Annotated in this window: 23 protein-coding genes; 10 read left to right on the top strand and 13 right to left on the bottom strand. The window is 36.7% G+C overall.

The genetic code is table 11. The annotated features are described in order from the left end of the window. Nucleotides 1–16: 16 nt before the first annotated feature. The 7 genes from odhB to ACFIKQ_RS00440 form a co-directional block, all read right to left on the bottom strand. Complete coding sequence (odhB, locus tag ACFIKQ_RS00410) at nt 17–1,228, bottom strand: 2-oxoglutarate dehydrogenase complex dihydrolipoyllysine-residue succinyltransferase (protein ID WP_375655544.1); 1,212 nt, start codon at nt 1,226–1,228, stop codon at nt 17–19. Between the two features lie 32 nt (nt 1,229–1,260). Continuing rightward, entirely contained in the window at nt 1,261–4,260 is a 3,000-nt protein-coding gene (locus tag ACFIKQ_RS00415; protein WP_375652541.1) for a 2-oxoglutarate dehydrogenase E1 component, read from the bottom strand. A 164-nt stretch (nt 4,261–4,424) separates the two neighbouring features. Next, a complete protein-coding gene (sucD, locus tag ACFIKQ_RS00420) occupies nt 4,425–5,327 on the bottom strand; it encodes a succinate--CoA ligase subunit alpha (RefSeq protein WP_375625535.1) in 903 nt (300 codons plus the stop codon). 3 nt (nt 5,328–5,330) lie between these two features. Continuing rightward, a complete protein-coding gene (sucC, locus tag ACFIKQ_RS00425) occupies nt 5,331–6,527 on the bottom strand; it encodes an ADP-forming succinate--CoA ligase subunit beta (RefSeq protein ID WP_375635346.1) in 1,197 nt (398 codons plus the stop codon). A 90-nt stretch (nt 6,528–6,617) separates the two neighbouring features. Continuing rightward, nucleotides 6,618–7,580 (bottom strand): malate dehydrogenase, encoded by a 963-nt coding sequence (gene mdh / locus ACFIKQ_RS00430; RefSeq protein WP_375635347.1) that lies wholly within the window; start codon nt 7,578–7,580, stop codon nt 6,618–6,620. A 288-nt stretch (nt 7,581–7,868) separates the two neighbouring features. Next, nucleotides 7,869–9,068, bottom strand: coding sequence for a cell division protein ZapE (gene zapE / locus ACFIKQ_RS00435; protein ID WP_375655653.1), 1,200 nt, complete (start codon nt 9,066–9,068; stop codon nt 7,869–7,871). Nucleotides 9,069–9,166: 98 nt separating this feature from the next. Then, a complete protein-coding gene (locus tag ACFIKQ_RS00440; RefSeq protein WP_015857108.1) occupies nt 9,167–9,712 on the bottom strand; it encodes an AprI/Inh family metalloprotease inhibitor in 546 nt (181 codons plus the stop codon). Between the two features lie 226 nt (nt 9,713–9,938). Between ACFIKQ_RS00440 and dapF the strand changes: the two genes are divergently transcribed. The 6 genes from dapF (at nt 9,939) to ACFIKQ_RS00470 (ending at nt 15,753) form a co-directional block, all read left to right on the top strand. Continuing rightward, entirely contained in the window at nt 9,939–10,790 is an 852-nt protein-coding gene (gene dapF / locus ACFIKQ_RS00445; protein WP_375655546.1) for a diaminopimelate epimerase, read from the top strand. Next, nucleotides 10,790–12,073, top strand: coding sequence for a tRNA (N(6)-L-threonylcarbamoyladenosine(37)-C(2))-methylthiotransferase MtaB (mtaB, locus tag ACFIKQ_RS00450; RefSeq protein WP_375644345.1), 1,284 nt, complete (start codon nt 10,790–10,792; stop codon nt 12,071–12,073). Before dapF ends, mtaB begins: the two co-directional genes overlap by 1 nt. Before the next feature lie 14 nt (nt 12,074–12,087). Beyond that, nucleotides 12,088–13,341, top strand: coding sequence for a signal recognition particle-docking protein FtsY (gene ftsY / locus ACFIKQ_RS00455; protein WP_375646932.1), 1,254 nt, complete (start codon nt 12,088–12,090; stop codon nt 13,339–13,341). Beyond that, nucleotides 13,338–14,024 (top strand): septation protein A, encoded by a 687-nt coding sequence (locus ACFIKQ_RS00460; protein ID WP_375655548.1) that lies wholly within the window; start codon nt 13,338–13,340, stop codon nt 14,022–14,024. Before ftsY ends, ACFIKQ_RS00460 begins: the two co-directional genes overlap by 4 nt. A 62-nt stretch (nt 14,025–14,086) precedes the next feature. Continuing rightward, nucleotides 14,087–14,848, top strand: a complete 762-nt coding sequence (gloB, locus tag ACFIKQ_RS00465) for a hydroxyacylglutathione hydrolase (protein ID WP_375635352.1) — start codon at nt 14,087–14,089, stop codon at nt 14,846–14,848. A gap of 65 nt (nt 14,849–14,913) precedes the next feature. Continuing rightward, a complete protein-coding gene (locus ACFIKQ_RS00470; RefSeq protein WP_375644347.1) occupies nt 14,914–15,753 on the top strand; it encodes a hypothetical protein in 840 nt (279 codons plus the stop codon). Between the two features lie 558 nt (nt 15,754–16,311). Here the strand turns inward: ACFIKQ_RS00470 and ACFIKQ_RS00475 are convergent. The 6 genes from ACFIKQ_RS00475 to rho form a co-directional block, all read right to left on the bottom strand. Next, on the bottom strand, nt 16,312–17,217 hold the full coding sequence (locus tag ACFIKQ_RS00475; RefSeq protein ID WP_375635354.1) for a ParB/RepB/Spo0J family partition protein: 906 nt from the start codon (nt 17,215–17,217) through the stop codon (nt 16,312–16,314). Nucleotides 17,218–17,249: 32 nt separating this feature from the next. Beyond that, on the bottom strand, nt 17,250–18,047 hold the full coding sequence (locus ACFIKQ_RS00480) for a ParA family protein (protein WP_375644349.1): 798 nt from the start codon (nt 18,045–18,047) through the stop codon (nt 17,250–17,252). Between the two features lie 6 nt (nt 18,048–18,053). Beyond that, nucleotides 18,054–18,701, bottom strand: coding sequence for a 16S rRNA (guanine(527)-N(7))-methyltransferase RsmG (gene rsmG / locus ACFIKQ_RS00485; RefSeq protein ID WP_375652548.1), 648 nt, complete (start codon nt 18,699–18,701; stop codon nt 18,054–18,056). Continuing rightward, entirely contained in the window at nt 18,701–20,569 is a 1,869-nt protein-coding gene (gene mnmG, locus ACFIKQ_RS00490) for a tRNA uridine-5-carboxymethylaminomethyl(34) synthesis enzyme MnmG (RefSeq protein WP_375655550.1), read from the bottom strand. Before mnmG ends, rsmG begins: the two co-directional genes overlap by 1 nt. 106 nt (nt 20,570–20,675) lie before the next feature. Next, nucleotides 20,676–21,983, bottom strand: a complete 1,308-nt coding sequence (mnmE, locus tag ACFIKQ_RS00495; RefSeq protein WP_375655552.1) for a tRNA uridine-5-carboxymethylaminomethyl(34) synthesis GTPase MnmE — start codon at nt 21,981–21,983, stop codon at nt 20,676–20,678. A 31-nt stretch (nt 21,984–22,014) separates the two neighbouring features. Further along, complete coding sequence (gene rho, locus ACFIKQ_RS00500) at nt 22,015–23,280, bottom strand: transcription termination factor Rho (RefSeq protein ID WP_015857121.1); 1,266 nt, start codon at nt 23,278–23,280, stop codon at nt 22,015–22,017. A gap of 555 nt (nt 23,281–23,835) precedes the next feature. Between rho and ACFIKQ_RS00505 the strand changes: the two genes are divergently transcribed. The 4 genes from ACFIKQ_RS00505 to coaE are packed head-to-tail and all read left to right on the top strand — an operon-like array spanning nt 23,836 to nt 26,715. Further along, nucleotides 23,836–24,660 (top strand): pyruvate, water dikinase regulatory protein, encoded by an 825-nt coding sequence (locus ACFIKQ_RS00505; RefSeq protein ID WP_375644351.1) that lies wholly within the window; start codon nt 23,836–23,838, stop codon nt 24,658–24,660. Nucleotides 24,661–24,672: 12 nt separating this feature from the next. After that, nucleotides 24,673–25,269: a Maf family nucleotide pyrophosphatase gene (locus tag ACFIKQ_RS00510; RefSeq protein ID WP_273787544.1), complete on the top strand. Its 597-nt coding sequence runs from the start codon at nt 24,673–24,675 to the stop codon at nt 25,267–25,269. After that, nucleotides 25,262–26,134 carry a shikimate dehydrogenase gene (locus ACFIKQ_RS00515; protein WP_375644352.1) on the top strand — a complete coding sequence of 291 codons (873 nt, stop codon included), beginning with the start codon at nt 25,262–25,264 and terminating at the stop codon, nt 26,132–26,134. Before ACFIKQ_RS00510 ends, ACFIKQ_RS00515 begins: the two co-directional genes overlap by 8 nt. Continuing rightward, nucleotides 26,131–26,715, top strand: a complete 585-nt coding sequence (gene coaE, locus ACFIKQ_RS00520) for a dephospho-CoA kinase (protein ID WP_012754436.1) — start codon at nt 26,131–26,133, stop codon at nt 26,713–26,715. The genes ACFIKQ_RS00515 and coaE overlap by 4 nt, the downstream gene beginning before the upstream one ends.

The raw sequence follows: 26,715 nt of genomic DNA on the forward strand, positions 1-26,715 counted from the left end.
TCCTGAAAACTGTATTTTACAAATCAAGAACAAGGCGTTCCGGATCTTCTAAGCTTTCCTTAACACGCACAAGGAAAGTTACAGCTTCTTGCCCATCCACAATACGGTGATCATAAGAAAGCGCTAAATACATCATGGGGCGGATCACAACTTGGCCCTCAACAACCATTGCTCGCTCTTTAATCGCATGCATTCCCAAAATACCAGACTGTGGTGCATTCAAAATCGGTGTTGACATCAACGATCCATACACACCACCATTGGTAATGGTAAAAGTTCCGCCTTGCATATCAGAAACGGCTAATTTTCCATCACGCGCAAGACGCCCCAAACGACCAATCTCTTTTTCAATCTCTGCCAATGACATTTGATCTGCATCTCGCACTACTGGAACAACAAGCCCTTTATCCGTTCCAACAGCAATTCCAACATTGACATAGTTTTTGTAAACAATATCTGTCCCATCAATCTCGGCATTAACAGCAGGAAGTTCTTTTAATGCATGACAAACAGCTTTGGTAAAAAAGCCCATAAAACCAAGTTTAACACCATGTTTCTTTTCAAAAAGGTCCTTATAACGCTTGCGCAAATCCATCACCGCTGACATATCAACCTCATTAAATGTGGTTAACATTGCTGCTACATTTTGTGCATCTTTAAGACGGCGAGCAATTGTTTGACGCAATTTCGTCATACGAACCCGCTCTTCACGTGTTTCTTGGACAGGAGCTGCCGAAGAACTCGTCGCAGAAGAAGAGGGTGTAGAGGCATTTGTACTTTGTTTTAATCCACCAAGAACATCTTCTTTAAGAATTTGTCCACGTTTTCCAGAACCTGAAATATCGCTTTTTGCAACATTATTTTCAGCCATCAATTTTGCTGCTGAAGGAGAAGGAGGCATTGTACTGCTCGAAGCAGGCTTCTCTGATTCAGATGAAGCCGCTGGAACAAGTGTAGCAGAAGGTGAAGATGATTGGGAGACACCAGCTTCTCTAGCTTCCACCACTCCTAAAAGAGCATTTACTTCAACCGTATCGCCTTCTTTTGCAATGATTTCAGATAATTTTCCCGCAACAGGAGAAGGAACTTCAACGGTCACCTTATCAGTTTCTAATTCAACCAAAGGCTCATCCATAGCGACAGCTTCGCCAAGTTTTTTAAACCATTTGCCAATCGTTGCTTCGGTAACCGATTCGCCCAAAGTAGGAACACGAATTTCAGTAGTCATAATATTTTTCCATACATCAGAGTAGTAATAAATTAAGAACCTAACGCGTCTTTAAGAAACGCAGCCAGTTGTTCAAGGTGTTTCACCATTAACCCAGAGGCCGGTGACGCACTCGCAGGACGTCCTGCATAACGAGCACGTGAATATTGCGCATTAATATGCGTCAAAACCCATTCCAAATAAGGCTCAATAAATGACCAAGCCCCCATGTTTTTTGGTTCTTCTTGGCACCAAAAAACTTCCGCCTGCAAAAAGCGCGACAACACATTCACCAAAACTTTAGCAGGGAAAGGATAAAGTTGTTCAACACGAAGGAGGTAAACATCATCAATACCCTTTTTTTCACGTTCTTCATAAAGGTCGTAATAAACCTTACCAGTACAAAGAACGACACGGCGAATTTTATTATCTTTCTGCAACTTAATGACAGAATCTTTGAGACATTCTGCATCATCAAGCAACACACGACAGAAACTTGTTTCTGGCCCCATTTCATTGAGAAGAGAAACAGCGCGCTTATGACGTAAAAGTGATTTCGGTGTCATCAAAATCAATGGCTTACGGAAGTCACGCTTAATTTGTCGACGCAAAATATGAAAATAATTTGCAGGGGTTGTACAATTAGCAACCTGCATATTATCTTCCGCACAAAGTTGAAGAAACCGTTCTAAACGTGCAGAAGAATGCTCCGGCCCTTGCCCTTCAAAACCATGAGGCAATAAACACACAAGACCAGACATACGAAGCCACTTACGCTCCGCGGATGAAATAAATTGATCAAAAATGACCTGTGCACCATTAGAGAAATCACCAAATTGTGCTTCCCAAAGTGTTAATCCTCGTGGTTCAGCAAGAGAATATCCATATTCAAAACCAAGAACAGCTTCTTCAGAAAGCATAGAATTAACAACTTCATAAAGCGCTTGCCCTTTTTGTAAATGATTCAAAGGAATATAACGCGCCTCATTTTCTTGGTCATAAAGAACTGAATGACGTTGTGAAAAAGTTCCCCGTTCAACATCCTCACCGGAAAGACGAACCGGTGCTCCTTCCAAACAAAGAGAACCAAAAGCTAGAGCTTCAGCGGTTGCCCAGTCAACACCCTCACCGGTTTCGAAAATTTTAGCACGATTATTTAAAAAACGTTGAATGGTTTTGTGAACGTGAAAATCTGCCGGAATTTCGACAATTTTCTGACCAATTTCCTTTAAAATTTTTAATTCAACACCGGTTGTTCTAGAATGTTGTTCATCAGAACTACTAAAAGCTTTGAGTCCCGTCCAGCTTCCATCAAGCCAATCAGCTTTATTAGGCTTATAAGAAGCACTTGCTTCAAATTCACCTTCAAGCTTATCGCGCCATAATTTTTTTTGTTGCTCAATCTCTTCTAAAGAAATCACCCCTTCTGCTACCAATTGGTCACTATAAAGTTGAAGTGTTGTTTTATGATTACGAATTGCTTTATACATAAGCGGTTGCGTAAAGGAAGGCTCATCACCTTCATTATGCCCATAACGGCGATAACAAAACATATCAATAACCACCGGTTTATGGAAAATTTGGCGAAACTCTGTTGCTATTTTGGCAACAAAAACAACTGCCTCAGGATCATCACCATTCACATGGAAAATTGGTGCATCAATCATTTTTGCAACATCTGATGGATAAGGCGAAGAACGTGAAAAACGTGGAGATGTTGTAAAACCAATCTGATTATTGATAATAACATGAAGTGAGCCTGCAACACGATAACCTTTAAGACCTGAAAGACCAAAAGTTTCTTGGATAACGCCTTGTCCCGCAAAAGCAGCATCACCATGAATAAGCAATGGCATCACTTTTGAACGCTCACTTAATGAGAGTAAATCAGTATGTGCAAGTCCCATAAGTTGATCTTGTTTAGCACGTGCTTTTCCCATAACAACCGGATCAACAATCTCAAGATGAGATGGATTGGCCAACAGCGATAAATGAACTTTTTTACCATCAAATTCAAGATCAGCTGAAGTTCCCAAATGATATTTGACATCACCGGATCCCTCCACATCATCAGGCTTATAAGATCCCCCTTTGAATTCATGAAAGATAGCCCTATGCGGCTTGGCAAGAACTTGTGAAAGAACATTTAAACGACCACGATGTGCCATTCCTAAAATAACTTCCTGTACCCCTAAAGCACTACCACATTTGATAATCTGTTCAAGAGCGGGAATCAGCGCCTCACCACCATCGAGTCCAAAACGCTTTGTACCTTTATATTTAGTGTCTAAAAACTGTTCGAATCCTTCTGCCTGAATAAGCTTTTTCAGGATAGCTTTCTTGTCTTGTTGTGTGAAAGAAATTTTTTCATCTCGCCCTTCAATGCGTTCTTGAAGCCATGCTTTCTGAACCGGATCAGAAACATGCATATATTCCACACCGATTGTTGAACAATATGTACGGTTGAGAATTTCAAGCATTTGTGGAATAGTTGCATATTCCAACCCTAAAACATTATCAATAAAAATGGGACGCTCGTAATCAGCTGGAGTAAAACCATAAGCTTCTGGAGAAAGTTCCTTATAATCTTCTTGTTTTTCGGCCAATTGAAGAGGGTCAAGCCGCGCACGAAGATGCCCCCGTGCTCGAAACGCACGAATCATCATAATTGCATGAACGGAATCACGTGTTGCACGAATAATATCTTGCTCACTGGAAGTTTTTCCCTTTTGTGCAGCACCTGTTATTGCTTTTTCCTTTAATTTATCACCAAGATATTTTTCAAGAGAAGACCAATCACCATCAAGAGCAGAAACCAATTCTCCATTTGCCTTTACTGGCCAATGATCACTTTGCCATGTTGCCCCTTCAGCATTTCTGAGAACATCTTCTTTATTATCATGAAGTCCTTCAAAAAAAGCACGCCACTGTGAATCAACACTGGTAGGATCTTTTTCATATTGAGCATAAAGTTGATCTATATAATCCGCATTGCCACCATAAAGAAATGATGTCTGTGCAAAAAGGCTATTTATTTCGTCCTGCCTTGCCATATACCTCTCCGGAACATCTATTCCGTCTCCTTATATCTCTTTTCGACCTTTAAATGCTTACAAAACAAGCAATGATTCAAACATTCAAAAAAGTTTTACCTTTTTATACTCAAGTTTTTTCACCTGAATCTAAGAACTTTTTCTTATTCAGGTGAAATTTTCTTTTAGCCCTTCAAAACTGACATCAAAGTCTTACCTATCTGTGATGGTGAAGGAGACACTCGAATCCCTGCTGATTCCATTGCCGCAATTTTATCTTCTGCTCCACCTTTACCACCAGAAATAACAGCACCAGCATGTCCCATTGTACGTCCTGGAGGAGCTGTACGGCCAGCAATAAAGCCAACAACTGGTTTTTTACGACCTTTTTTTGCTTCATCTTGCAGAAACTGTGCTGCTTCTTCTTCAGCAGAACCACCAATCTCCCCAATCATAACAATAGACTGAGTTTCATCATCCGCTAAAAACATTTCCAACACATCAATAAATTCAGTGCCCTTAACAGGGTCGCCACCAATCCCTATCGCAGTTGTTTGCCCGAGACCTTCCTGACTCGTTTGAAAAACGGCTTCATAAGTTAAAGTTCCCGACCTCGAAACAACCCCAACAGAACCTTTTCTAAAAATAGAACCAGGCATAATACCAATTTTACATTCATTTGGTGTAAGAATACCAGGACAATTAGGACCAATAAGACGAGACTTTGAGTTTTCTAATCGCGCCTTCACTTTAACCATATCCATAACGGGAATACCTTCCGTAATACAGATAATTAAACGAACTTCAGCTTCAATAGCCTCTATAATAGCTGCCGCAGCCCCTGCAGGAGGAACATAAATAACAGAAGCATCCGCGCCTGTTTTTTCCTTTGCTTCTGCAACATTAGCAAAGATAGGAAGAGTTTCGCCTTTTGAACCTTCCCATGTTTCTCCACCCTTTTTAGGATTAACACCCCCAACCATTTGCGTACCATGATAAGCAAGCGCCTGTTCTGTATGAAATGTTCCTGTTTTTCCTGTAAGCCCTTGAACTAGAACTTTTGTCTCTTTATTCACAAGAATCGACATAGCTTAAGCTCCCTTCACGGCTGCAACAATTTTTTGGGCAGCATCATCTAAATCATCAGCAGGAATAACATTCAAACCACTTTCATTAATAATTGCTTTACCCTGCTCAACATTAGTGCCTTCAAGACGAACAACTAAGGGAACCTTTAAACCAACCTCACGAACAGCAGCAACCACACCTTCAGCAATGACATCACAACGCATAATACCACCAAAAATGTTAACCAAAATGCCCTTAACATTTGGATCGGCCGTAATAATTTTAAAAGCAGCTGTCACCTTTTCTTTTGACGCTCCACCACCAACGTCAAGAAAATTTGCAGGCTCAGCTCCATAGAGTTTGATAATATCCATTGTTGCCATAGCAAGACCCGCACCATTAACCATGCAACCAATCGTACCCTCAAGAGCAACATAAGCAAGATCATGCTTTGATGCTTCAATTTCTTTTGGATCCTCTTCTGAAAGATCGCGTAATTCTAAAATATCTGGATGACGAAACAGAGCATTATTATCAAAAGAAACTTTTGCATCAAGAACACGTAAACGACCATCTTTCATCACAATAAGCGGATTGATTTCTAAAAGGCTCATATCTTTTTTACAAAATGCCTTATAGAGAATCGGAAAAAGCTTTTCACCATCTTCTCGCGCACTACTTTGTAGTTTCAATGCATCACAAAGTCTTGCACAATCAACCGAAGTAACACCCTCTACAGCATCAATGGGAAGCGTGAATATTTTTTCTGGTGTCTCTTCAGCAACCGTTTCAATATCCATTCCACCTTCTGTTGAAACAACAAAAGCAATTCGACCAACGCTACGATCAACCAAAAGTGAAAGATAAAGCTCCCTTTCAATATCAGCACCATCCTCAATGTAAAGACGATTGACCTGCTTACCCTCTGGACCCGTTTGTTTGGTTACCAAAGTTTTACCAAGCATTTCTTGAACATTTGCAACAACTTCTTCAACAGATTTTGCAAGCCGAACACCACCCTTTGCATCAGGACCAAGTTCTTTAAACTTACCCTTACCACGACCACCAGCGTGTATCTGACTTTTAACCACATAGAGAGGTCCGGGCAATTTTTCCGCCCATTTTTCAGCTTGCTCAACAGAATAAACAGCAACACCATTTGCAATTGGTGCTCCATATTCATGAAGCAGACGTTTGGCCTGATACTCATGGATATTCATGCATTTGTCCTTTTCTTTTATGGATCATTATTAATCCTAAAGTTTTAATATTCTAAATACTTAGTTTTAATGAATTAAATCTTGTTCAATTTACTTGAGACTAGGCACAAGAGCAATACAAGCTTCACAAAGCTTTTTAACTGCATTTACTGAATGATCAAAAGCACCTCTTTCTTCTTTATCAAGATCAATTTCAATGACTCGTTCAACACCACCTGCACCAATTACAACAGGAACACCAACGTAGGTATCATTAACCCCATATTCTCCTGAAAGATAAGCTGCAACAGGCACAACACGCTTAGTGTCCTTTAAATAGGCCTCAGCCATAGAAACAGCAGAAGCTGCTGGTGCATAATAAGCAGAACCTGTTTTTAACAAACCAACAATTTCTGCACCGCCATCACGGGTACGCTGGATAATTTGATCAATTCTTTCCTGTGTTGTCCAGCCCATCTTTATAAGATCAGGCAAAGAAATACCACCAACTGTTGAATAACGCACGAGAGGAACCATTGTATCACCGTGCCCCCCTAAAACAAACGCTGTCACATCTTTAATAGAGACCTTAAATTCCTCAGATAAGAAATGACGAAAACGCGCTGAATCAAGAACACCAGCCATACCAACCACTTTATGTGTAGGGAGACCTGAAAATTTCTGCAATGCCCACACCATTGCATCAAGGGGATTGGTAATACAAATAACAAATGCTGAAGAAGCGTATTTTTTAATTCCAGCTCCAACTTGTTCCATAACCTTTAAATTAATGCCCAAAAGTTCATCACGGCTCATACCAGGTTTTCGCGCAACGCCTGCTGTTACAATAACAACATCAGCACCTTCAATTGCTTCATAAGCATTAGCACCTTTTAGACTGATATCAAAACCATCAACGGGAGAAGATTCGGCGATATCTAGAGCCTTACCTTGTGGCACACCTTCTGCAATATCAAATAAGACCACATCAGCAAGCTCTTTAAGCCCAATAATATGTGCTAAAGTACCACCAATCATACCTGAACCAATGAGAGCTATTTTTTTCCGTGCCATTTTATTTTTTCCTAACTTTTAGATAATTCAGCGCACACCCATCAGCGTCCCTATACTGAATATTTTTGACTTCAACCATATTCAAACAATATCATAAAAAGGAGTAAAGAAATGAAATTTACAAATTTTTCTCCTTACAGAAACAACAACCCTCCGCTGAAACAACTATTAGAAAATTATCACGATGTATCGATAAAGTGAATTTTAAAAAAATACAACAGAATTATTACATTTCTTTAATTTCAAAGAGTTATTGTTTTTACAGTTTACGTAAAGGTAAAAGTATAATCAATGCTTCTTCTTCAAAAGAAAATGTTCTTCCCAAAGTTTTAAATAATCGTGGCTTTGCATTTCAAAAAGACGTGACTGTGTTCTTTGAAATTCAAATGTTTCCGTAATCTGCGCATGCCCTTTATACAAATCCCCCACCTCTGCCGCAGCCGACATAAATAACCGTATGTGGCGCTCATAAAGAATATCAATAAGCAAAATAAACCGTTTTGTTTCATTGCGACATGTATCATCCATGACCGGTACATTATCAATAAAAATCGTATGATAATTCTCCCCTAATACCAAATACTCAGCCGCTGCCAAAGGCTTTGCACATAAATCTCCATAATCAAAGCGTGCACATCCTGCACCAACCCGCGGAATAGGAATAAGGCGCCCTTTTATAGAAAGCTCATCAGATATCTCCTTATGTCCTTGCAATACAAGTGCCCATGCTTGATCCATGCATTCATCTGCTTTTTTCCCTAAAGGTGCTACATACACAGGCTGTAGATTTGATTTTTCAAGACGATAATCTGTTTTTGCATCAAGATTAACAACACGAACATATGCTTTCAAAACTTGAATAAAAGGCAAAAAGAGTTCACGATTTAAACCGTTATAATAAAGGTTATCCGGCGCCACATTTGAAGTCGCAATAAAGAAAATTCCGTTATCAAACAAAGCAGAAATAAGCCGCCCCAATACCATAGCATCAGCAATATCTGTTACACTAAACTCATCAAAACAAAGTACCTTTGCTTCTCGTGCAAGATCTTCAGCAACAGCTAAAATAGGATTATCTTGTTTAAACTTTTCACCCCCAGATGCTTGACGATAAAAATTAATACGCTCATGCACATCAGTCATAAAATCATTAAAATGAGCACGCTTTTTATGACCTTTAGGCAAACAAGAAAAGAACAAATCCATCAGCATGGTTTTGCCCCGTCCTACTTCACCAAAAACATACAACCCCTGAAAAGAACCTTTTTCATCCCCTTGTTTTACAACACAAGAGATATTTTGTTTTTTCCTCTTAAATATTCTATTAAAGAAAGAGCAAAATATCCAAGTCCAAGGACGAGAGATGTTTTGTTCCGCAATTTTTTTTAATAAATGGTCAAAATATTCTGTTATAGCTAATTGAGCGGGATCAAAACAAACCTCCCCTTTAGAGACAAGCTCTTTATAACGTGTTGAAACGAGAATCATCCAAATAACCTTTTTCAAACCGTTCTCAATGAAAAATACAAATACTTTTCACGAATCTGCCCGTCTAGCTTAGTTTTTCATAAACGATCAAAAATGATTTAACGACTTAAAACAACGGGATGATCATCAAGTGTACGGCCCTCAAAACGATCAACATTTGAAGAGTAGAGAGCAAGGATAACACGTCCAGAGTTATTATAAAAATATAATCTTTTTCCTTTAACAGCCCACGATCTCACTTGGGAAGCAATTCCTGGACAGTGTAAAGGACCAGCGCGGTACCCTTGTCCAAACTTTGTTTGCGGCGTTGCGATCCGACAAACTTTACCCCCCATAGAAAGATTCCATACACCAGCAACACTTGCAGGAAATAAATCAGTAGCATTACTTGGCAATTCGAGACTAGCCATTCGTCCATCACTCTGAGAATCTCCTTTTTCATACATCGAAGCGTTTGCTGCCTCAGATATCGACGAAGAAGTAGATGACAGATCAGACACTTCCAATGTTGTCATTTGTTGAGATGGATAAAAAACTTCTAATGCGTTACTACCGTCATTACTGTCAAACCGTGTTGTTGAACATCCCCCTAAAAGCATTACAGTTGATAGTGCAACGAAAAACGAAATTTTTGAAAACGACATATCTGTACTCTCTCCCACGACAATAAATAAGTTCACAAAAAAATTAAGTGAATATTTGTTATAGTTACAAAGATAAATTAACAAATTAAAAAAAACAGGTTAAAATCACTTATTTTTAAACGAAATAATTTATGTACCCAATTTTATCTTTATTAAAGACTAGAAATTTATAAGATTTTCAGTCATATATTTCTTTATAAGTAATCATTAGAAATAGAGAAGTTTCATGAAAACGCCATTTAGCAAAATGGACGGTCTTGGAAATCAAATTATTGTTATTGATATGCGTGAAAGCACTCATGCTCTTACACTACAAGCAATCCTTGCTTTGTCAGCAGATCCCGAAATGCATTTTGATCAAATCATGGCTATCCACACACCAACCCAGAAAAAAGCCGACTTCCGCATAGAAATATGGAATGCCGACGGATCAATGGCTAAAGCTTGTGGCAATGGTACCCGCTGTGTCGTTGCATGGCTTAAAGATCACAATTTTGGTGAAAAATTTCGTTTAGAAACTCCCACTGGAATTATTGAAGGGACATATCAAACCGATAATCTCATTTCTGTTGATATGGGATGCCCAAATTTCAATGCAAAAGAGATGCCTGTTTCACGTGAAATAGTTGATACCAATCACGTAGAAATTACGGCTGGTCCCCTAAAAGATGCTTGTCTCATATCCATTGGCAATCTCCATGCTATCTTTTTTGTTGAAAATGATATTCAACATATTCCATTAGAAAAATATGGGCCAAAACTTGAACATGATCCCCTATTTCCCGAACAGTGCAATATTTCCATTGCTTGCATAACGTCAAAGAAAAGTCTAAATTTACGGACATGGGAGCGAGGAGCAGGATTAACACAAGCATGTGGAAGTGCTGCCTGTGCAAGTGCAGTGGCTGCTTATCGTCGTGGTCTTACACAACGCCATATTGATGTAAACTTACCAAAGGGAACACTTAATATTTTTTACCGAGAAGATGATCACGTTATTATGACAGGACCAATAAAATATCAATTTAGTGGTTTTTTAAGCCCTTTAACAGGGTGCTACAAAAAGGATCACTCCTGATGGCAATAGAAATTGTAACTTTTGGTTGTCGGCTTAATAGCTACGAATCGGAAATCATTCGCAAAGAAAGTACTTCTTCAGGGCTAGATCAGCTTAAAGATGGTGCTATTATCTTTAATACCTGTGCTGTCACTACCGAAGCCGTACGACAAGCAAAACAAGCTATCCGCAAAGCACGACGTGAAAATCCTCATGCACGTATCATTGTAACAGGGTGTGCAGCCCAAACAGAAGCACAAAATTTTGCCTCAATGACAGAAGTGGATCTCGTTTTAGGAAACGAAGATAAACTTCACGCCCATTCTTATCGTCAACTTCCTGATTTTGGTATTAACCATTCCGAAAAGGTGCGTGTCAATGATATTATGGAAGTACAAAAAATTGCTCCACATATGGTCAGTGCAATGCAAGAGCGCACCCGCGCTTTTGTACAGGTACAAAATGGATGTGATCATCGCTGTACATTTTGCATTATTCCTTATGGACGAGGACCATCTCGCTCTGTTCCCATGGGTGCTGTCATAGAACAAATTAAAAAGCTGATCGGTGAGGGTATCCAAGAAGTGGTCCTTACAGGTGTTGACCTTACAAGTTATGGCCACGATCTTCCTGGAAAAGCTACTCTAGGAAAATTAACTTCAGCAATTTTGCATCATGTCCCTGACTTAGCGCGATTACGCCTCTCATCTATTGACTCTATTGAAGCAGACGAAGAACTCATTAATCTTTTAGCTTATGAAACAAGGATCATGCCCCATTTGCATTTATCTTTGCAAGCAGGTGATAATATGATTTTAAAACGGATGAAACGGCGACACTTACGCGAACATGCCATTCAATTTTGCCAAGAGTTGCGTGCCAAACGTCCTACAATGGTTTATGGTGCCGACTTAATTGCTGGTTTTCCTACAGAAACAGAAGAGATGTTTCAAAACAGTCTTGTTTTAATCAAAGATTGTAATTTAACCCATCTCCATGTCTTCCCCTTTAGTCCAAGAGAAGGAACACCTGCCGCACGTATGCCACAAATCAACCGTAAAATAGTTAAGATGCGTGCTGAAAAATTACGTAAAGCAGGTGAAGAGGCTTACCAAAAGCATCTTGCTCATTTGCAAAACAGTCTACAAACAGTTCTCATTGAAAAAGATGAAATCGGACGAACAGAAGATTATACTCTTGTACAAGTTAAAGGTGCAAAAGCAGGAACAATTGTTCAAGCCCTTATCGTTGATCATGATGGCGATAAATTGATTGCTGTCCTTCCAAAATTAAACGCTGCTTGAGCAGGAAAATTCTTATGACGAAATCTTTTATTAAAAAAATATTCTCTTTTAACAAATCTCAAGAGCAGGAAATGAAACAACAGATTTCTATTCCTGATAAAAGCGATATAATGGAAGAAAATAAAGACAAAAATGAAAGGACAAAAAATAACCAAATCTCTATAGACACAGAAAAAGAAGAGCAAACAAAAAATCGAGAGTTAACACTTACAAAATATGATAAAAAATCTCCATTTCTAGAATCCCATTCTGATAAAATTCCTCTTTCTGGTAAAATTATTGTCACAGACAACATCCGTGAAAAAAAGAATGAAGAAATTTTATCTGAACCTTCTGTTGAACAAAAAAAGATAGCGTGGTTTGGGCGCCTTAAAAAAAGTCTATCTCTTTCTTCACAACGCCTAAGCGGATCAATTGGCGACCTCTTTGTTAAAAGAAAACTTGATGAAGATACATTGCAAGAGCTCGAAGATATCCTTATCCAAGCTGATCTTGGAGTAGAAACGGCGACACGCATCACAAATACTTTAGCTTCCAGTCGTTACGGAAAAGATCTTTCCCCAGACGATATTCATACTATTGTAGCTGATGAGGTCAAAAAAGTTCTGGAACCTGTTGCAATTCCATTAGAGCTTGATCTCAGCTATAAACCTCATGTTATTTTGCTGGTAGGTGTAAATGGAACTGGAAAAACGACAACAATCGGAAAACTTGCAGCAAAATTAACAGCAGGGGGATTAAAAGTTATGCTTGCAGCTGGTGATACTTTCCGAGCCGCAGCTATTGAGCAATTGCATATTTGGGGTAAACGTACTGATTCTCCTGTTATTTCGACAAAATTGGGTGCAGATGCCGCCAGCTTAGCCTTTGATGCTTATGAAAAAGCAAAAAAAGCAAACAGCGATGTATTAATTATTGATACAGCAGGGCGTTTACAAAATAAATCTGAATTGATGGATGAGTTGGCAAAAATTATTCGTGTTTTAAAAAAACACACCCCCCAAGCACCCCATACAATCCTTCAAACGCTTGATGCAACTACCGGACAGAATGCACTCAACCAAGTGGAAATTTTCCGTGATATTGCTGGTGTTAATGGTTTAGTCATGACAAAGCTAGATGGAACCGCACGAGGAGGAATTCTTGTCGCTATAGCAGCAAAATATAAATTACCCGTTTATTTTATCGGTATAGGAGAAAATATTGAAGACCTTCAACCTTTTTCTGCTTCTGACTTTGCCGAAACTATCGCAGGAAAACATACATGAAACAGCCTTTATCTAACCCTAATTCACGCAATAATTCTGAAAAAAATATGAATAACAATAAGACCCCCCCTCTCTCACCAACCATAAAGTTTCTCTTAGAAATGGGTCCGTTGGTTGCCTTCTTTTTTGCCAATTATAAGGGAGAATGGTTAATAAAAAACATTGGATTTTTTCAAAATTTTAGTAAACCTATTTTCCCTGCAACAGCTATTTTTATGATAGCGATTATTATTTCTCTAAGCTTATCATGGATCCTTGCAAGACAAATTCCTATTATGCCTCTTCTTTCAGGAATCTTTGTTCTAGTCTTTGGATTTTTAACTCTTTGGCTTCACAACGATACTTTCATCAAAATGAAACCAACAATTATTAATAGCTTATTTGCGCTCATCCTTTTTGGTGGTATGTGTTTTAAAAAACCACTTTTACGTTATGCTCTTGATTCTACATTAAAACTTGATGATTTAGGCTGGCAAAAACTTACCTATCGTTGGGCATTCTTTTTCGTTTTTCTTGCCCTTTTGAATGAAATTATTTGGCGTAATTTTAGCGACAATTTTTGGACAAGTTTTAAAGTATTTGGCGTCATGCCCCTAACAGTCCTCTTTATGCTTACCCAAATGCCTATCATTATGAAACATTCAAAAGGACTTTTCACAGAAGAGGACAAATCTGATTCTTAAAAAAATTCACCACTATATATTATTCTATAGATTCATCACCAAACACTGTTCAGGAGAAAAACATGTTGATTGAACAGTTTATTTGTCGAAAAGATAACTTTGGTGTACTCATTCATGATGAAAAAAGTGGCTACACAGCTGCAATTGATGCTCCTGAAGGTGAAGCGATTCATGACGCCTTAAAACGCCGTAACTGGACACTTCAGGCTATTTTTGTAACTCATCATCATCACGACCATGTAGAAGCATTGGAAGAATTAAAACAAGTATACAACGCTATGGTTATCGGACCAGAAGCAGAAAAAGAAAAGATTCACCATCTTGATCAAACACTTCAACCTGATGAAAAACTTCTCTTTGGTTCTCACCCACTTTTGGCTCTTTCAACACCTGGTCACACTTCGGGCGCATTATCTTATTATTTTCCTGAAGAAGGTTTGCTCTTTGCTGGAGATACACTTTTCTCACTCGGTTGTGGACGCCTTTTCGAAGGAACACCTGCTCAAATGCTGAACTCTTTAAAAAAGCTTCGTCAACTTCCCGATAAGACACTTCTTTATTGCGGTCATGAATATACCAAAAACAATGCTCTTTTCGCGTTAACACTTGATCCACATAATCAGAAACTTCGTCAAAGAGTAGAAGAAGTTTTTTTGCTACATGCAAAAAATACTATGACTTTACCAGTAACCTTAGGGCAAGAAAAAGCTACCAATCCCTTTCTCCGCTGGGATGATAGTGTGTTGCGAAGGAACCTCGCAATGGAAGAAGAAACAGATGAAGAAATCTTTGCTGAAATTCGAAGAAGAAAGGATAACTTTTAAACATGCTTAAGTTCGTATTACGTTTGTTCCTCCTTTTTCTTTTCGTGATACATACTAAACTAACAATGGCAAAGGAAATAGACAATCAATTTAATTTCCAGCATTTCATTGAAAATTACACCCTAACTGAAGACTTTCTTTTAAAAATGGAACAAATTGGAAAGGAATATGAAAATTTACTGCCAGAGTTAAAAACATCTAATACCCCATATAACAGTAGTATTAAAGAATTTACCGCTTATATTTTTGATCAACCAAAATTAATGAGTATTTTAAAAAACAATAACATCACACCTAAAGATTTTGCTGTTGGTTGCAATATGTTTGAAGGAATATTGATGGCGCTTAGCTGGGGTTTTGAATTTGATGAAAAAAAAACTGTGTTTTTAAGCAATTTGGAATTTGGTAAAAAACATATGTATAGAATATTGGCTGTTGAAAGCAAAATTTGTAACCCAACAAAGAAAAAGGAAACAGCCAATAAATTCAATTTCCCGCATGTCATCGCAAATTACATCTTAACGGAAGATTTGCTTTTTAAAATGGAACAAATTAATAAAGAAGAGTGTGAAAACTCACCACCAGAATCAAAAGTATCCAATACTGAAAAAGCATCTGATATTGAAATTGAACACGATGACAGTATTGAAAGATTAGTAGCTTCTATTTCTAATCAACCAAAATTAATGAATATTTTAAGAAAAAATAATATCACACCTAAAGATTTTGTTATAGGTCGCCTCGCCATTCAAGCAACATTAACAATGCTGTTATTTCCTCTTGAAGTTCTCAAAAAAGATGAGATTTCTTTTGATAAAAAAAATGCTGTAGTTTCAGATAATTTGGAATTTGGTAAAAAATATATGTATAGAATGCTTGTTGCTTTAAGAGGGCGTTGTAAATAGAATTCATGCTACTTTGAACAAATGATTAACTTCGCAAACGGAAAAGTCTTCACTGAAATTTGGAAAAGAAAGGATAAATTTTGATCATGTTTAAATTGGCATTGTGTTTGTTTTTTCTTTTCTCTTTTTTAACATATATTCAAATAACAATGGCAAAGGGAACAAACAATCTATTTGTTCTCTCCCTAGCAGCCATCCAAATATCACTGTAAATTATCCTTTAACAGAATATTTCCTCTTAAAAATAGAATAACTAAAACAAAGAAATTGAGGATTTACCTCCAGAGCCAGAGGTATCCAATACCGGAAATGATAACAGCATTAAAAGACTCATTGCTTCTATTTTTTCTAGATCAAAACTAACAGATCTTTTAAGAAAACATAATCTCTCACCTAAAGATTACATTATTGATCTCATGACTCTTCAAGCAACTTTGCTGCAATAATAGCCTTTGAAGATAAAGAAATCCTCTTCAATGAAAAAATACTATATCTTCAGATGATTTAAATTTCGATCAAAAATATATCGATAGAATTCGTACTATTTTAGACAATTAACTAGTTTTGCAAACGCCGGCAAATATCATCTAATTGTTCTAGTGAAGAGTAGCGTATTTTTAAATCACCACCTTTTTTGCCATGCCGAATAGTCACTTTCATTCCGATAACATCTGCAAGTAATTTTTCTAAAGATTTTGTTTCTGTATCTTTCTCAACAGCAGTTCGTTTTTTGACTTTTGGATTTGCTTGTTCATACGCAAGTATTTCCGTTTGGCGCACAGAAAGCCCTTCGCGAATAATTTTTTCGGCTAAATCCTGTGGATTCTCAACAGTGATAAGACAGCGTGCATGACCAGCGGAAAGTTGTCCATCGGTTAAGAATTGTTGTACTTTTGGTGGAAGTTTTAACAAACGAAGCGTATTAGCAACATGACTGCGACTTTTTCCAATAACTTGCGCTAAATCTGCCTGCGTATATCCATGCTCATTCAGCAAAATTTCATATCCCATTGCTTCTTCGATAGGATTAAGATCGGCACGTTGAACATTTTCAATAATTGCCAATTCCAAAGCCGTTTTATCATCTACATCGCGAACAATAACAGGTAATTTATTTAAATTAGCTCGCTGTGCAGCACGCCAACGCCGTTCGCCAGCAATTAATTCAAAACGATGAGGATGATCACGTGATGGTCTTACAATAACAGGTTGAACAACACCGTGCTGGCGAATTGATTGTGCTAAATTATCAAGTTCTGAATCGGTAAAATGGCGTCGCGGATTATGTGGATTGCACGAAATAGATTCAAGTGGAACAAATCGTTCAGAAACAGGAGAAGCTGTATCGGACTCTGTAAATTTGTCAGTATTTGATGAACGTGTAAGATCGCTGTTTAAACTGATATCCCCAATTAATGCCGCTAATCCACGACCCAGCCTTTTTTTTGATTGATCATCATTCATAATTTTGCTCTTTAAATTTTTAGTTGATTTTTTTAAGCAGCAGCACGCGCTTGTTTTTCACGTTGAATCATTTCTGATGCTAGACGCAAATAAGCTTGGCTCCCAGCACATTTGAGATCATAAAGCAATACAGGTTTTCCAAAAGAGGGCGCTTCTGATACTCTTACATTTCGTGGAATAACAGTACGATAAACCTTATCTCCCATAAAAGAACGTACATCTTCAACAACTTGATTTGAAAGATTATTACGTCCATCATACATTGTTAGAACGATACCTTGGATTTCTAAAGATGGATTAAGTACGGATCGCACTTGTTTTACTGTTTCAAGTAATTGACTTAAACCTTCAAGTGCTAAAAATTCACACTGCATAGGCACTAAAACAGAATCCGCAGCCCCCATAGCATTAAGTGTTAAAAGATTAAGGGAGGGAGGACAATCAATTAAAATATAATTGAATTTTTTTTCCATTTCCGGATCATCATAGAAAGCTTTACGTAAGCGTTGTATGCGATCTTGTGATGAAGAAATTTCCATTTCCACACCTAAAAGATCAAGTGTAGAGGGAACTATATAAAGATTAGGTACTGCTGTTTTTAAAGCCGCTTGTGTAATTGAAACTCCCGAAACTAAAACATCATAAGAAGATAAAGGACGGTTATTACGATCAATCCCTAAACCTGTACTAGCATTACCTTGTGGATCAACATCCATAATAAGGACATTTTCACCAATAGCCGCTAAAGCTGTTGCAAGATTAATTGCTGTGGTTGTTTTTCCGACTCCACCCTTTTGGTTTGCAATAGCGATAATTCGTGTTTCGCTCATTTTGCTCTACCCTCTATATGATCGAATATGAGAAATTTCTAAAATAACAGAATTTTCATCAACTTTACTTTTATGTTTTAACAGATCAAAGTGCCAATTGGCAGAGGCATTTTTTATTTCTGTAGCGTAATCCCGACCTTTTTGCAAAAGAGCGATTGTTTTTTCTGTTAATAAAGGAAAAATAAGTTGTAAAAGACTATTGAGCGGCGCTAATCCCCGTGCCGTTATAATATCAGATACGGGAATTTTTTGATATACATCTTCAATTCTAGCGTGATAAACCGTTGCTGGAAGATTAAGTTGAGCAATAACTGTTCGCAAAAAAGAAACTTTTTTCCCATTACTTTCAACAAGATTAATATGTCCTACTTTTTTTTCTTTCAAAAAGATAGCAATCACAATTGCAGGAAAACCTCCTCCTGATCCTAAATCACACCAATGTAAAGAATGAGCATACAAAGGAAAAATTTGTGCTGAATCTAGAATATGCCGTGTCCATAGATCTGGTATCGTTGTAGCAGATATCAAATTAATATGCGCATTCCATTGAAGTATTAAAGACTCAAACTGAATTAAATTTTCCATCGTTTCACGTGAAACAGAAGGAACAATATTTAATAATTGTTGATATTTTTTTTCTGTATAAAAATCCATTAAGCTGTTTTAGCCTTTTCACGTCGTTGACGTTGAATATATGTAATAATAAGCGATAACGCGGCGGGTGTCATGCCATCAATTTTTTGTGCATCAGCAATTGAACGCGGCGACACTTCTTGAATTTTTGATTTAAGTTCATTTGAAAGACCTGAAATTGCCTGAATATCAAGAGAAGAAGGAATTTCTAAACGCTCATCTCTTTGAAGAGAGGCAATATCTTGTGCTTGTTTATCTAAATAAACCGCATATTGTGCTTCAATTTCTAAAGATTCTGCTGTTTTAGAATCAATCATTTGTAATTGTGGCCAAAAATCTGAAAGACGCTCTAAAGTCATATGAGGATAAGCAAGAAAATCATAAGCGGAACGCCGAATTCCATCATGATTAACGTGTAATCCATGAGCAGAAGCTTCATTGGGTGTTAAAAAAAGATTTTGACATATTGATCGTGCTTGATCAAGGCGTTCTTGTTTTTTCTGATAACATTCCCAACGTATTTCACTCACAATACCACATTTTTGTGCCAAAGGTGTTAAACGCGTATCAGCATTATCAGATCGTAAAGATAAACGAAATTCAGCACGTGATGTAAACATCCTATAAGGTTCACAAACACCACGTGAAACCAAATCATCAACCATAACACCAATATAAGCGGTAGAACGACTTATAAGTATTTCATCTAATTTACCTACTTTACGTGCCGCATTTAATCCAGCTAAAAGTCCTTGTGCTGCTGCTTCCTCATATCCTGTTGTACCATTAATTTGGCCTGCTAAGAACAAACCCGGTAAAGAACATAATTCTAAGCTTCTCGTTAATTGTTGTGGATTAACAAAATCATATTCAATAGCATAACCAGGTTGCAAAATTATAGCATTTTCCAACCCTTCAATGGTTTTCAATAGAGAAATTTGTACATCTTCAGGAAGAGAAGTAGAAAGACCATTTGGATAAACAGTATCATCATTTAATCCTTCTGGTTCTAGAAAGATCTGATGTCCATCACGTTCTCCAAATTTCACAATTTTATCTTCAACAGAAGGACAATAACGTGGTCCTAACCCTTCAATATTTCCAGAATATAAAGCAGAACGATAAATATTCTCGCGAATAATTTGATGTGTTCTCTCATTTGTACGTGTTATTGCACATTCAATTTGTGGTTGTTCAATTTTCTCTGTTAAAAGAGAAAAGGGAATGGGATTTTCATCTGCTTGTTGTTTTGGAAGATGATCCCAAGCAATTGTTTTTTTACTCAAACGAGCAGGGGTTCCTGTTTTTAATCGACCAAGTTTTATATGATAATTTTTTAAACGTTTAGCAAGTTGCACACTTGACTGATCTCCCATACGTCCAGCAGCCCATGTTTTATCACCAATATGAATAAAGCCATTTAAAAATGTTCCTGTTGTTAAAACAACAGCACCAGATAAAATTGTTCCTTGTTTTTTTAAAATAACACCTGATACACAATTATCTTTAACAACCAGATCAATAACTTCATCCTCAATAAGAGTAAGATTTTCTTGTTCTTTTAATAATTTTTGAATTGCTTTTTTATAAAGTTGTCGATCCGCCTGTGTCCGTGGTCCTCTTACTGCCGGTCCTTTACGTCTATTAAGTAGTCTAAACTGAATTCCAGCAGCATCTGCTGCTCTTCCCATGAGACCATCTAACGCATCTATTTCACGAACTAGATGCCCTTTTCCAAGTCCACCAATAGCAGGATTACACGACATTGTTCCCAGTGCTGATATTTTATGTGTAACAAGCGCTGTTTTGGCTCCTACACGCGCTGAAGCTGAAGCCGCTTCACAGCCAGCATGACCACCACCAACAATAACAACATCATATGATTGCATTTTATTCATTCCGTAGAAAATATTCTAAGGTTTCACGTGAAACAGAATATAAATTACATAATCTTTATAATCTGTCTATGAAATAATCAATGTTTCACGTGAATCATTATTTACCAACACAAAACTCTGAAAAAATAATATCAAGCAAATCTTCAACATCAATATCTCCTGTAATTTTTCCAAGAAAATCACTTGCACAACGGAGATGTTCTGCACGTAAACTGAGATCAAGAGAATGATAATTAAGAGAATATTCAATCTCTTTAACAGCCTCCTTTAATAATTGAAGTTGTCTTTTACGCGCCGGAACAATATTTCCAATTTCAGAAGCACGATGATGACAAAATGATTCAAGTTCTTTGATAAAATAATCAAAATTTAAACCAGTTAATGCGGAAAATTGTATAGACCAATACTGATCATTTTTTTCATAAAGATCAAGCTTATTGCCAACACACCATATTTCAGCCGATGTTTCTGGTAAATCAACTTGCTCAGGATTTCCTATATCATAAACCAAAATAACTAAATCAGCTTCCCTAACATGCTGTTTAGCAACTTCTATTCCCATTTGTTCTATTTTATTTTCTGTTTTTCTAAAACCAGCAGTATCCGTTAAAAAAATAGGTAAACCACCAAGAATAATTCTCATTTCTAAAGCATCACGGGTTGTTCCTGCTTCTTCCGTTACAATAGCAACAGATCTTCCTGAAAGACGATTCATAATGCTTGATTTTCCAGAATTTGGAGCACCAGCAATAACAATTTTTAATCCATCACGTAAAATACTAGCACGCTCTCCTTCAGTAATATATTCACGAATAGAAGTACAAAGATCCTCAACATCTTTCCAAACTTTATCAGATATTGCGTTAGGAATATCTGCTTCATCAACAAAATCGAGTTCTGCCTCAATAAAAGCACGCGCCTTCATAAGCTTATGACGCCAATCACGATAAAGTGTCGTTAAATGTCCACTTGTACCCATAACAGCTAAACGCCGTTGGCTTTCCGTTTCTGCTTCTATTAAATCAGCAAGACCTTCTGCTTGAACAAGATCTAATTTTCCTTCCATAAAAGCACGACGTGAAAATTCACCTGCTTCTGCAATACGGCATCCAGAAAATGTCGACAATTCATCGAGAAAACGACTAACAACGGCTTTTCCTCCATGTAAATGGAATTCTGCACAATCTTCCCCCGTAAAACTATGAGGAGCGGGAAAAAAAACAGTTAAACCAGAATCTAAAAAGCTCCCATCACGAGCAGTAAGATTTCCATAATGCATAAAACGTGCTTTAGGTAAACGACCACAAAGCGTTTTAACTATATCCACAACATGAGGACCAGAAAGCCGAATGACTGCAACCCCTGAAGGTAACAATCCACTCGAAACAGCAAAGATTGTATCCACAGGTTTTATCCTAATAAAAACTTTAATGACTCTACGTATTCATTGAATCAAAAAATTCACTATTGTTTTTTGTTTGCTTTAATTTATCAATCAAAAATTCAATTGCATCTGTTACATTCATAGATGCTAAAATACGACGAAGAACAAAAATTTTGTGCAAATCTTGTCGTTCTACCAGAAGTTCTTCCTTACGCGTTCCTGACTTTAAAATATCCATAGCAGGGAAAATACGCTTATCAGCAACTTTTCGATCAAGAACAATTTCAGAATTACCTGTTCCTTTAAATTCTTCAAAAATAACCTCATCCATACGACTTCCTGTATCAATCAAAGCCGTTGCAATAATGGTTAAAGATCCACCTTCTTCAATATTACGTGCTGCACCAAAAAAACGTTTTGGACGCTGGAGAGCATTTGCATCCACACCACCTGTTAAAACTTTACCCGAAGAAGGAACAACTGTATTATATGCACGCCCAAGACGTGTAATAGAATCAAGAAGAATAACAACATCGCGTCCATATTCAACGAGGCGTTTGGCTTTTTCAATGACCATTTCTGCTACTTGTACGTGACGTATTGCAGGTTCATCAAAAGTAGAAGAAACCACTTCTCCTTTTACTGAACGCTGCATATCTGTAACTTCTTCTGGTCGTTCATCAATTAAAAGAACAATGAGATAACATTCAGGATGATTAGTGGTAATGGAATGAGCAATATTTTGAAGTAAAACTGTTTTTCCTGTCCGAGGAGGAGCAACAATTAACCCTCTTTGTCCTTTTCCCAATGGAGATATCAAATCAATCACGCGTGATGACATATCTTTCTCTGTAGGATCTTGTATTTCCATTTGGAAACGCTCATTTGAATAAAGAGGAGTAAGATTATCAAAGTGAATTTTATAACGAATCTTTTCAGGTTTTTCGAAATTAATTGTATTAATTTTAAGGAGAGCAAAATAACGTTCTCCCTCTTTTGGACTGCGTATAGGGCCTTCAATGGTATCGCCTGTTTTTAAAGAAAATGACTGTATTTGTGCTGGTGAAAGATAAATATCATCAGGACCAGGAAGATAATTAGCGTCAGCAGATCTCAAAAAACCAAAACCGTCTTGTAAAACTTCAACAACACCCTCTCCTATAATTTCTACATCTTGTAGAGCAAGTTTTTTCAAGATAGCAAACATTAATTCTTGTTTGCGCATAAGAGAGGCATTTTCAACTTCTAATGTTTCAGCAAAAGAAACAAGTTCAACGGGATTTTTGCTTTTAAGTTCTTGTAGTTTCATTTTTTGCATGAAATATGCTCTTTGTAATTAAGGAGAAGATTATCTTAAATAATTTACGGAAATTTATGAATGAAATATTCTTAAGAAGAGAAATATTTTACACTCAATTTTTTTAATCTGCAAGTACCATTTATATGAAATTTATCCCTATAATATTAAGTAATTATATGAAAAACTTGAAAAAATATAAAACACAAATAGTATTAAATTTAATTTATAACAAAAATATGAGTTAGAGTTATAGCATTAATTAAATGCTATTCAAAAGTATTTTTTACAGAAATTTATATTAATAAATTTATATTAAAGAAAGGATTCTTCTTATTTATAACTGTGTTTAGTGTGGATTATTATTTATCCTCAATTTTATCCACAAAAGGAACTAAAAAAAAGAATAAAAATAACACTATCTTAAAGATATTATCCCCTCTTTTTTTATAAGAGGTATAAAATTATCACGAGCATTTAATTTGTGCATAAAAACGAAGAATTTTTCCTAAATTTTAGTTTTATAAGAAACGGTAAAGGTATATACACATATCTTAACAAGGAGTTAAAATTTCTGTGACAAAAGAAAAAAAATTCTTTCATTTACACATGCTTTCTGATGCAACGGGAGAAACATTAATCTCTGTGGGAAGAGCTGTAGCATCGCAGTATACAATGAGTCAGGCAACAGAGCATATCTATCCTATGATTCGTAATAAAATACAGTTACAAAAAGCTCTTGATGAAATACAACAAGAGCCAGGTATTGTTCTTTACACAATGATCGATGAAGAATTTAAACTTCTCCTTCAAAAAAAGTGTAAAAAAGTAAAAGTTCCTTGTATTGATATATTGCATCCTGTTTTAAATGCTTTTCAGTCTTACCTTGGAATGCCAACACATTTACGTGCAAGCGCACAACATGATCTTAATGCAGATTATTTTCGCCGTATTGAGGCACTGGATTTTACAATAGAGCATGATGATGGACAGTCTTCCAATAGCTTATCCGAAGCAGATGTGATCCTTGTGGGAATTTCAAGAACCTCTAAAACGCCAACAAGTATCTATTTAGCAAATCGCGGAATAAAAACGGCTAATGTTCCTCTTATTCCTAATATTGATTTGCCAGAATCCCTTTTAGAGGCAAAAAATTCTTTAATTATTGGTTTAATTGCTTCAGCTGAAAGAATCTCACATATTCGCCAAAATCGAGATTTGGGAGAAGGTTTTGCTCTTGATAGTTATACAAATCGTATCAACATAGCTGAAGAATTAATCTATGCAAAACGCATTTGCGAACGTTTTGGTTGGCCTATTATTGATGTCACAAGACGCTCTATTGAAGAAACTGCTGCTGCAATATTTGAACTTTTATCACGATTTCGTGAAGGAAAATGAGAGAAAATTCTCATGAACGCAGATACGTTAATATTAGCATCTCTTAGTTTTTATCGTGCAAAATTATTAAAAAAAGCAGGTTTAAATTTTTTCATTGAAGGAGCTTCTTTTGATGAAAGAGAAGTAGAAAAAAAAGCAAAAGAAAAAACACCTAAAGAACTCAGCTGTTTTCTTGCGGGTGCAAAAGCAAAAAATGTTTCAGATCGTTTTCCTGATGCTTTCGTTATTGGTTGTGATCAAGTGCTTGATTTGGAAGGTAAAGTTTTTCACAAAGCAACAAATATTAAGGAAGCACATCAACGTTTATGTGAGTTATCAGGAAAAACCCATTCTCTTCATAGTGCGGTAGCTTTATTTAAAAATGGTCAAAAAATTTGGGTTGAAGCTTTTAGTGCACATATGTCCGTCCGTTTGCTCTCGTCAGAATTTATTGAACATTATTTAGCACGCGTAGGAAAAGATGTTCTAAACAGCGTGGGAGTATATCAAATTGAAGGGGAAGGGATTCATCTCTTTGAAAAAATTGAAGGAGATTTTTTTACCATTGTTGGTTTACCTTTGCTGCCTCTACTCATAAAACTGCGTCATTTAGGAATTATTGATGGTTGACTTAACAATAAAAAAAATAAATTATCCGCGTGCTTTTGTTGTTGGTTCTCCAATTCATCATTCAAAATCACCTAAAATTCACAATTTTTGGCTTAAACAATATGGTTTACAAGGAGAATATCTTGCACAAGAAGTAACATCTGAAGAATTCAGTCATTTTATTGCGTCTTTACAAAAAATAGGCTTTTGTGGAGGAAATGTTACTTTGCCTTATAAACAGGAAGCTTTTCGTTTAGCAGATTATAAAGATGAGAGAGCAATAATGATTGGTGCTGTTAATACACTTTGGTATGAAGGAAATAAGCTTTGTGCCACGAATAGCGATGCCTATGGTTTTAGCGCTAATCTTGATGATTTTGCATCTGATTGGGGAGGGGAAACAGCTCTTGTTTTTGGAGCAGGTGGTGCCGCACGCGCTATCATATATGCCTTAAAAAAACGCGGATTTGAACAGATTTATTTGGTTAACCGTACAAAACAACGCGCCGATAATTTAGCTCAGCATTTTGGAAAAACCATTAAAGTTTACGATTGGCATAAAATCCATGAAATACTCCATCAAGCTGATTTGATTGTTAATACAACCTCTATTGGCATAAAAAATCCAGAAGAAAAAAGTGATTCTTTTTTTTGCGATTTTCATAAAGCAAAAAAAACGGCGTTAGTAACAGATATTATTTATACACCATTGATAACTCCTTTTTTACAACAGGCAAAAGCTTGTGATCTCAAGACGGTTGATGGGCTTGGGATGCTTCTACATCAGGCTGTTATAGGGTTTGAACAGTGGTTTGGAATAAGACCACAGGTAACAAAAGCGTTACGGACAGCCATTTTAGAGGATATGAGTGAAAAAAGAGAATGAAGATCATAGGATTAACAGGATCAATTGCTATGGGAAAATCAACAGTTGCTGATTTTTTCAAGCAGGCGGGTATTTCTGTTTTTAGTGCTGATGAAGCAGTACAACAGCTTTATAAAAGTGAGCCAGCTTTGTCATTCATAGAGCGTATTTTTCCAGGTGTTGTTGAAAACGGTGAAGTTAACCGTTTGAAACTTTCTGAAATTTTGATTGATGATAAGGAAAAATTACAAACATTAGAAAAAATAATTCATCCTTTGGTGCAAGAAAAAGAAAGGGAATTTATTAATATAGCGCGTGAACAGGGGAAAAAATTAGTTATTCTTGATATTCCACTTCTATTTGAAAAAAATGGTGAAAGTCGTGTGGATAGCGTTATTGTTGTTTCTGCCCCACCAGAAATACAAAAAGAACGTGTAATGATTCGCAAAGGTATGAATGAGAAAAAATTTGCCTTTATCAATGCTCAACAAATGCCGGATGAAAAAAAACGAGAACGTGCTGATTTTATTATTTATACAGGGAAAGATTTAGAGAATACACGTCAACAGGTTTTTGATGTGATAAAAAAACTAAAGAATTGA

The organism is Bartonella sp. MR63HLJHH, assembly GCF_042194155.1.
Classification (GTDB): Bacteria; Pseudomonadota; Alphaproteobacteria; order Rhizobiales; family Rhizobiaceae; genus Bartonella; species Bartonella grahamii.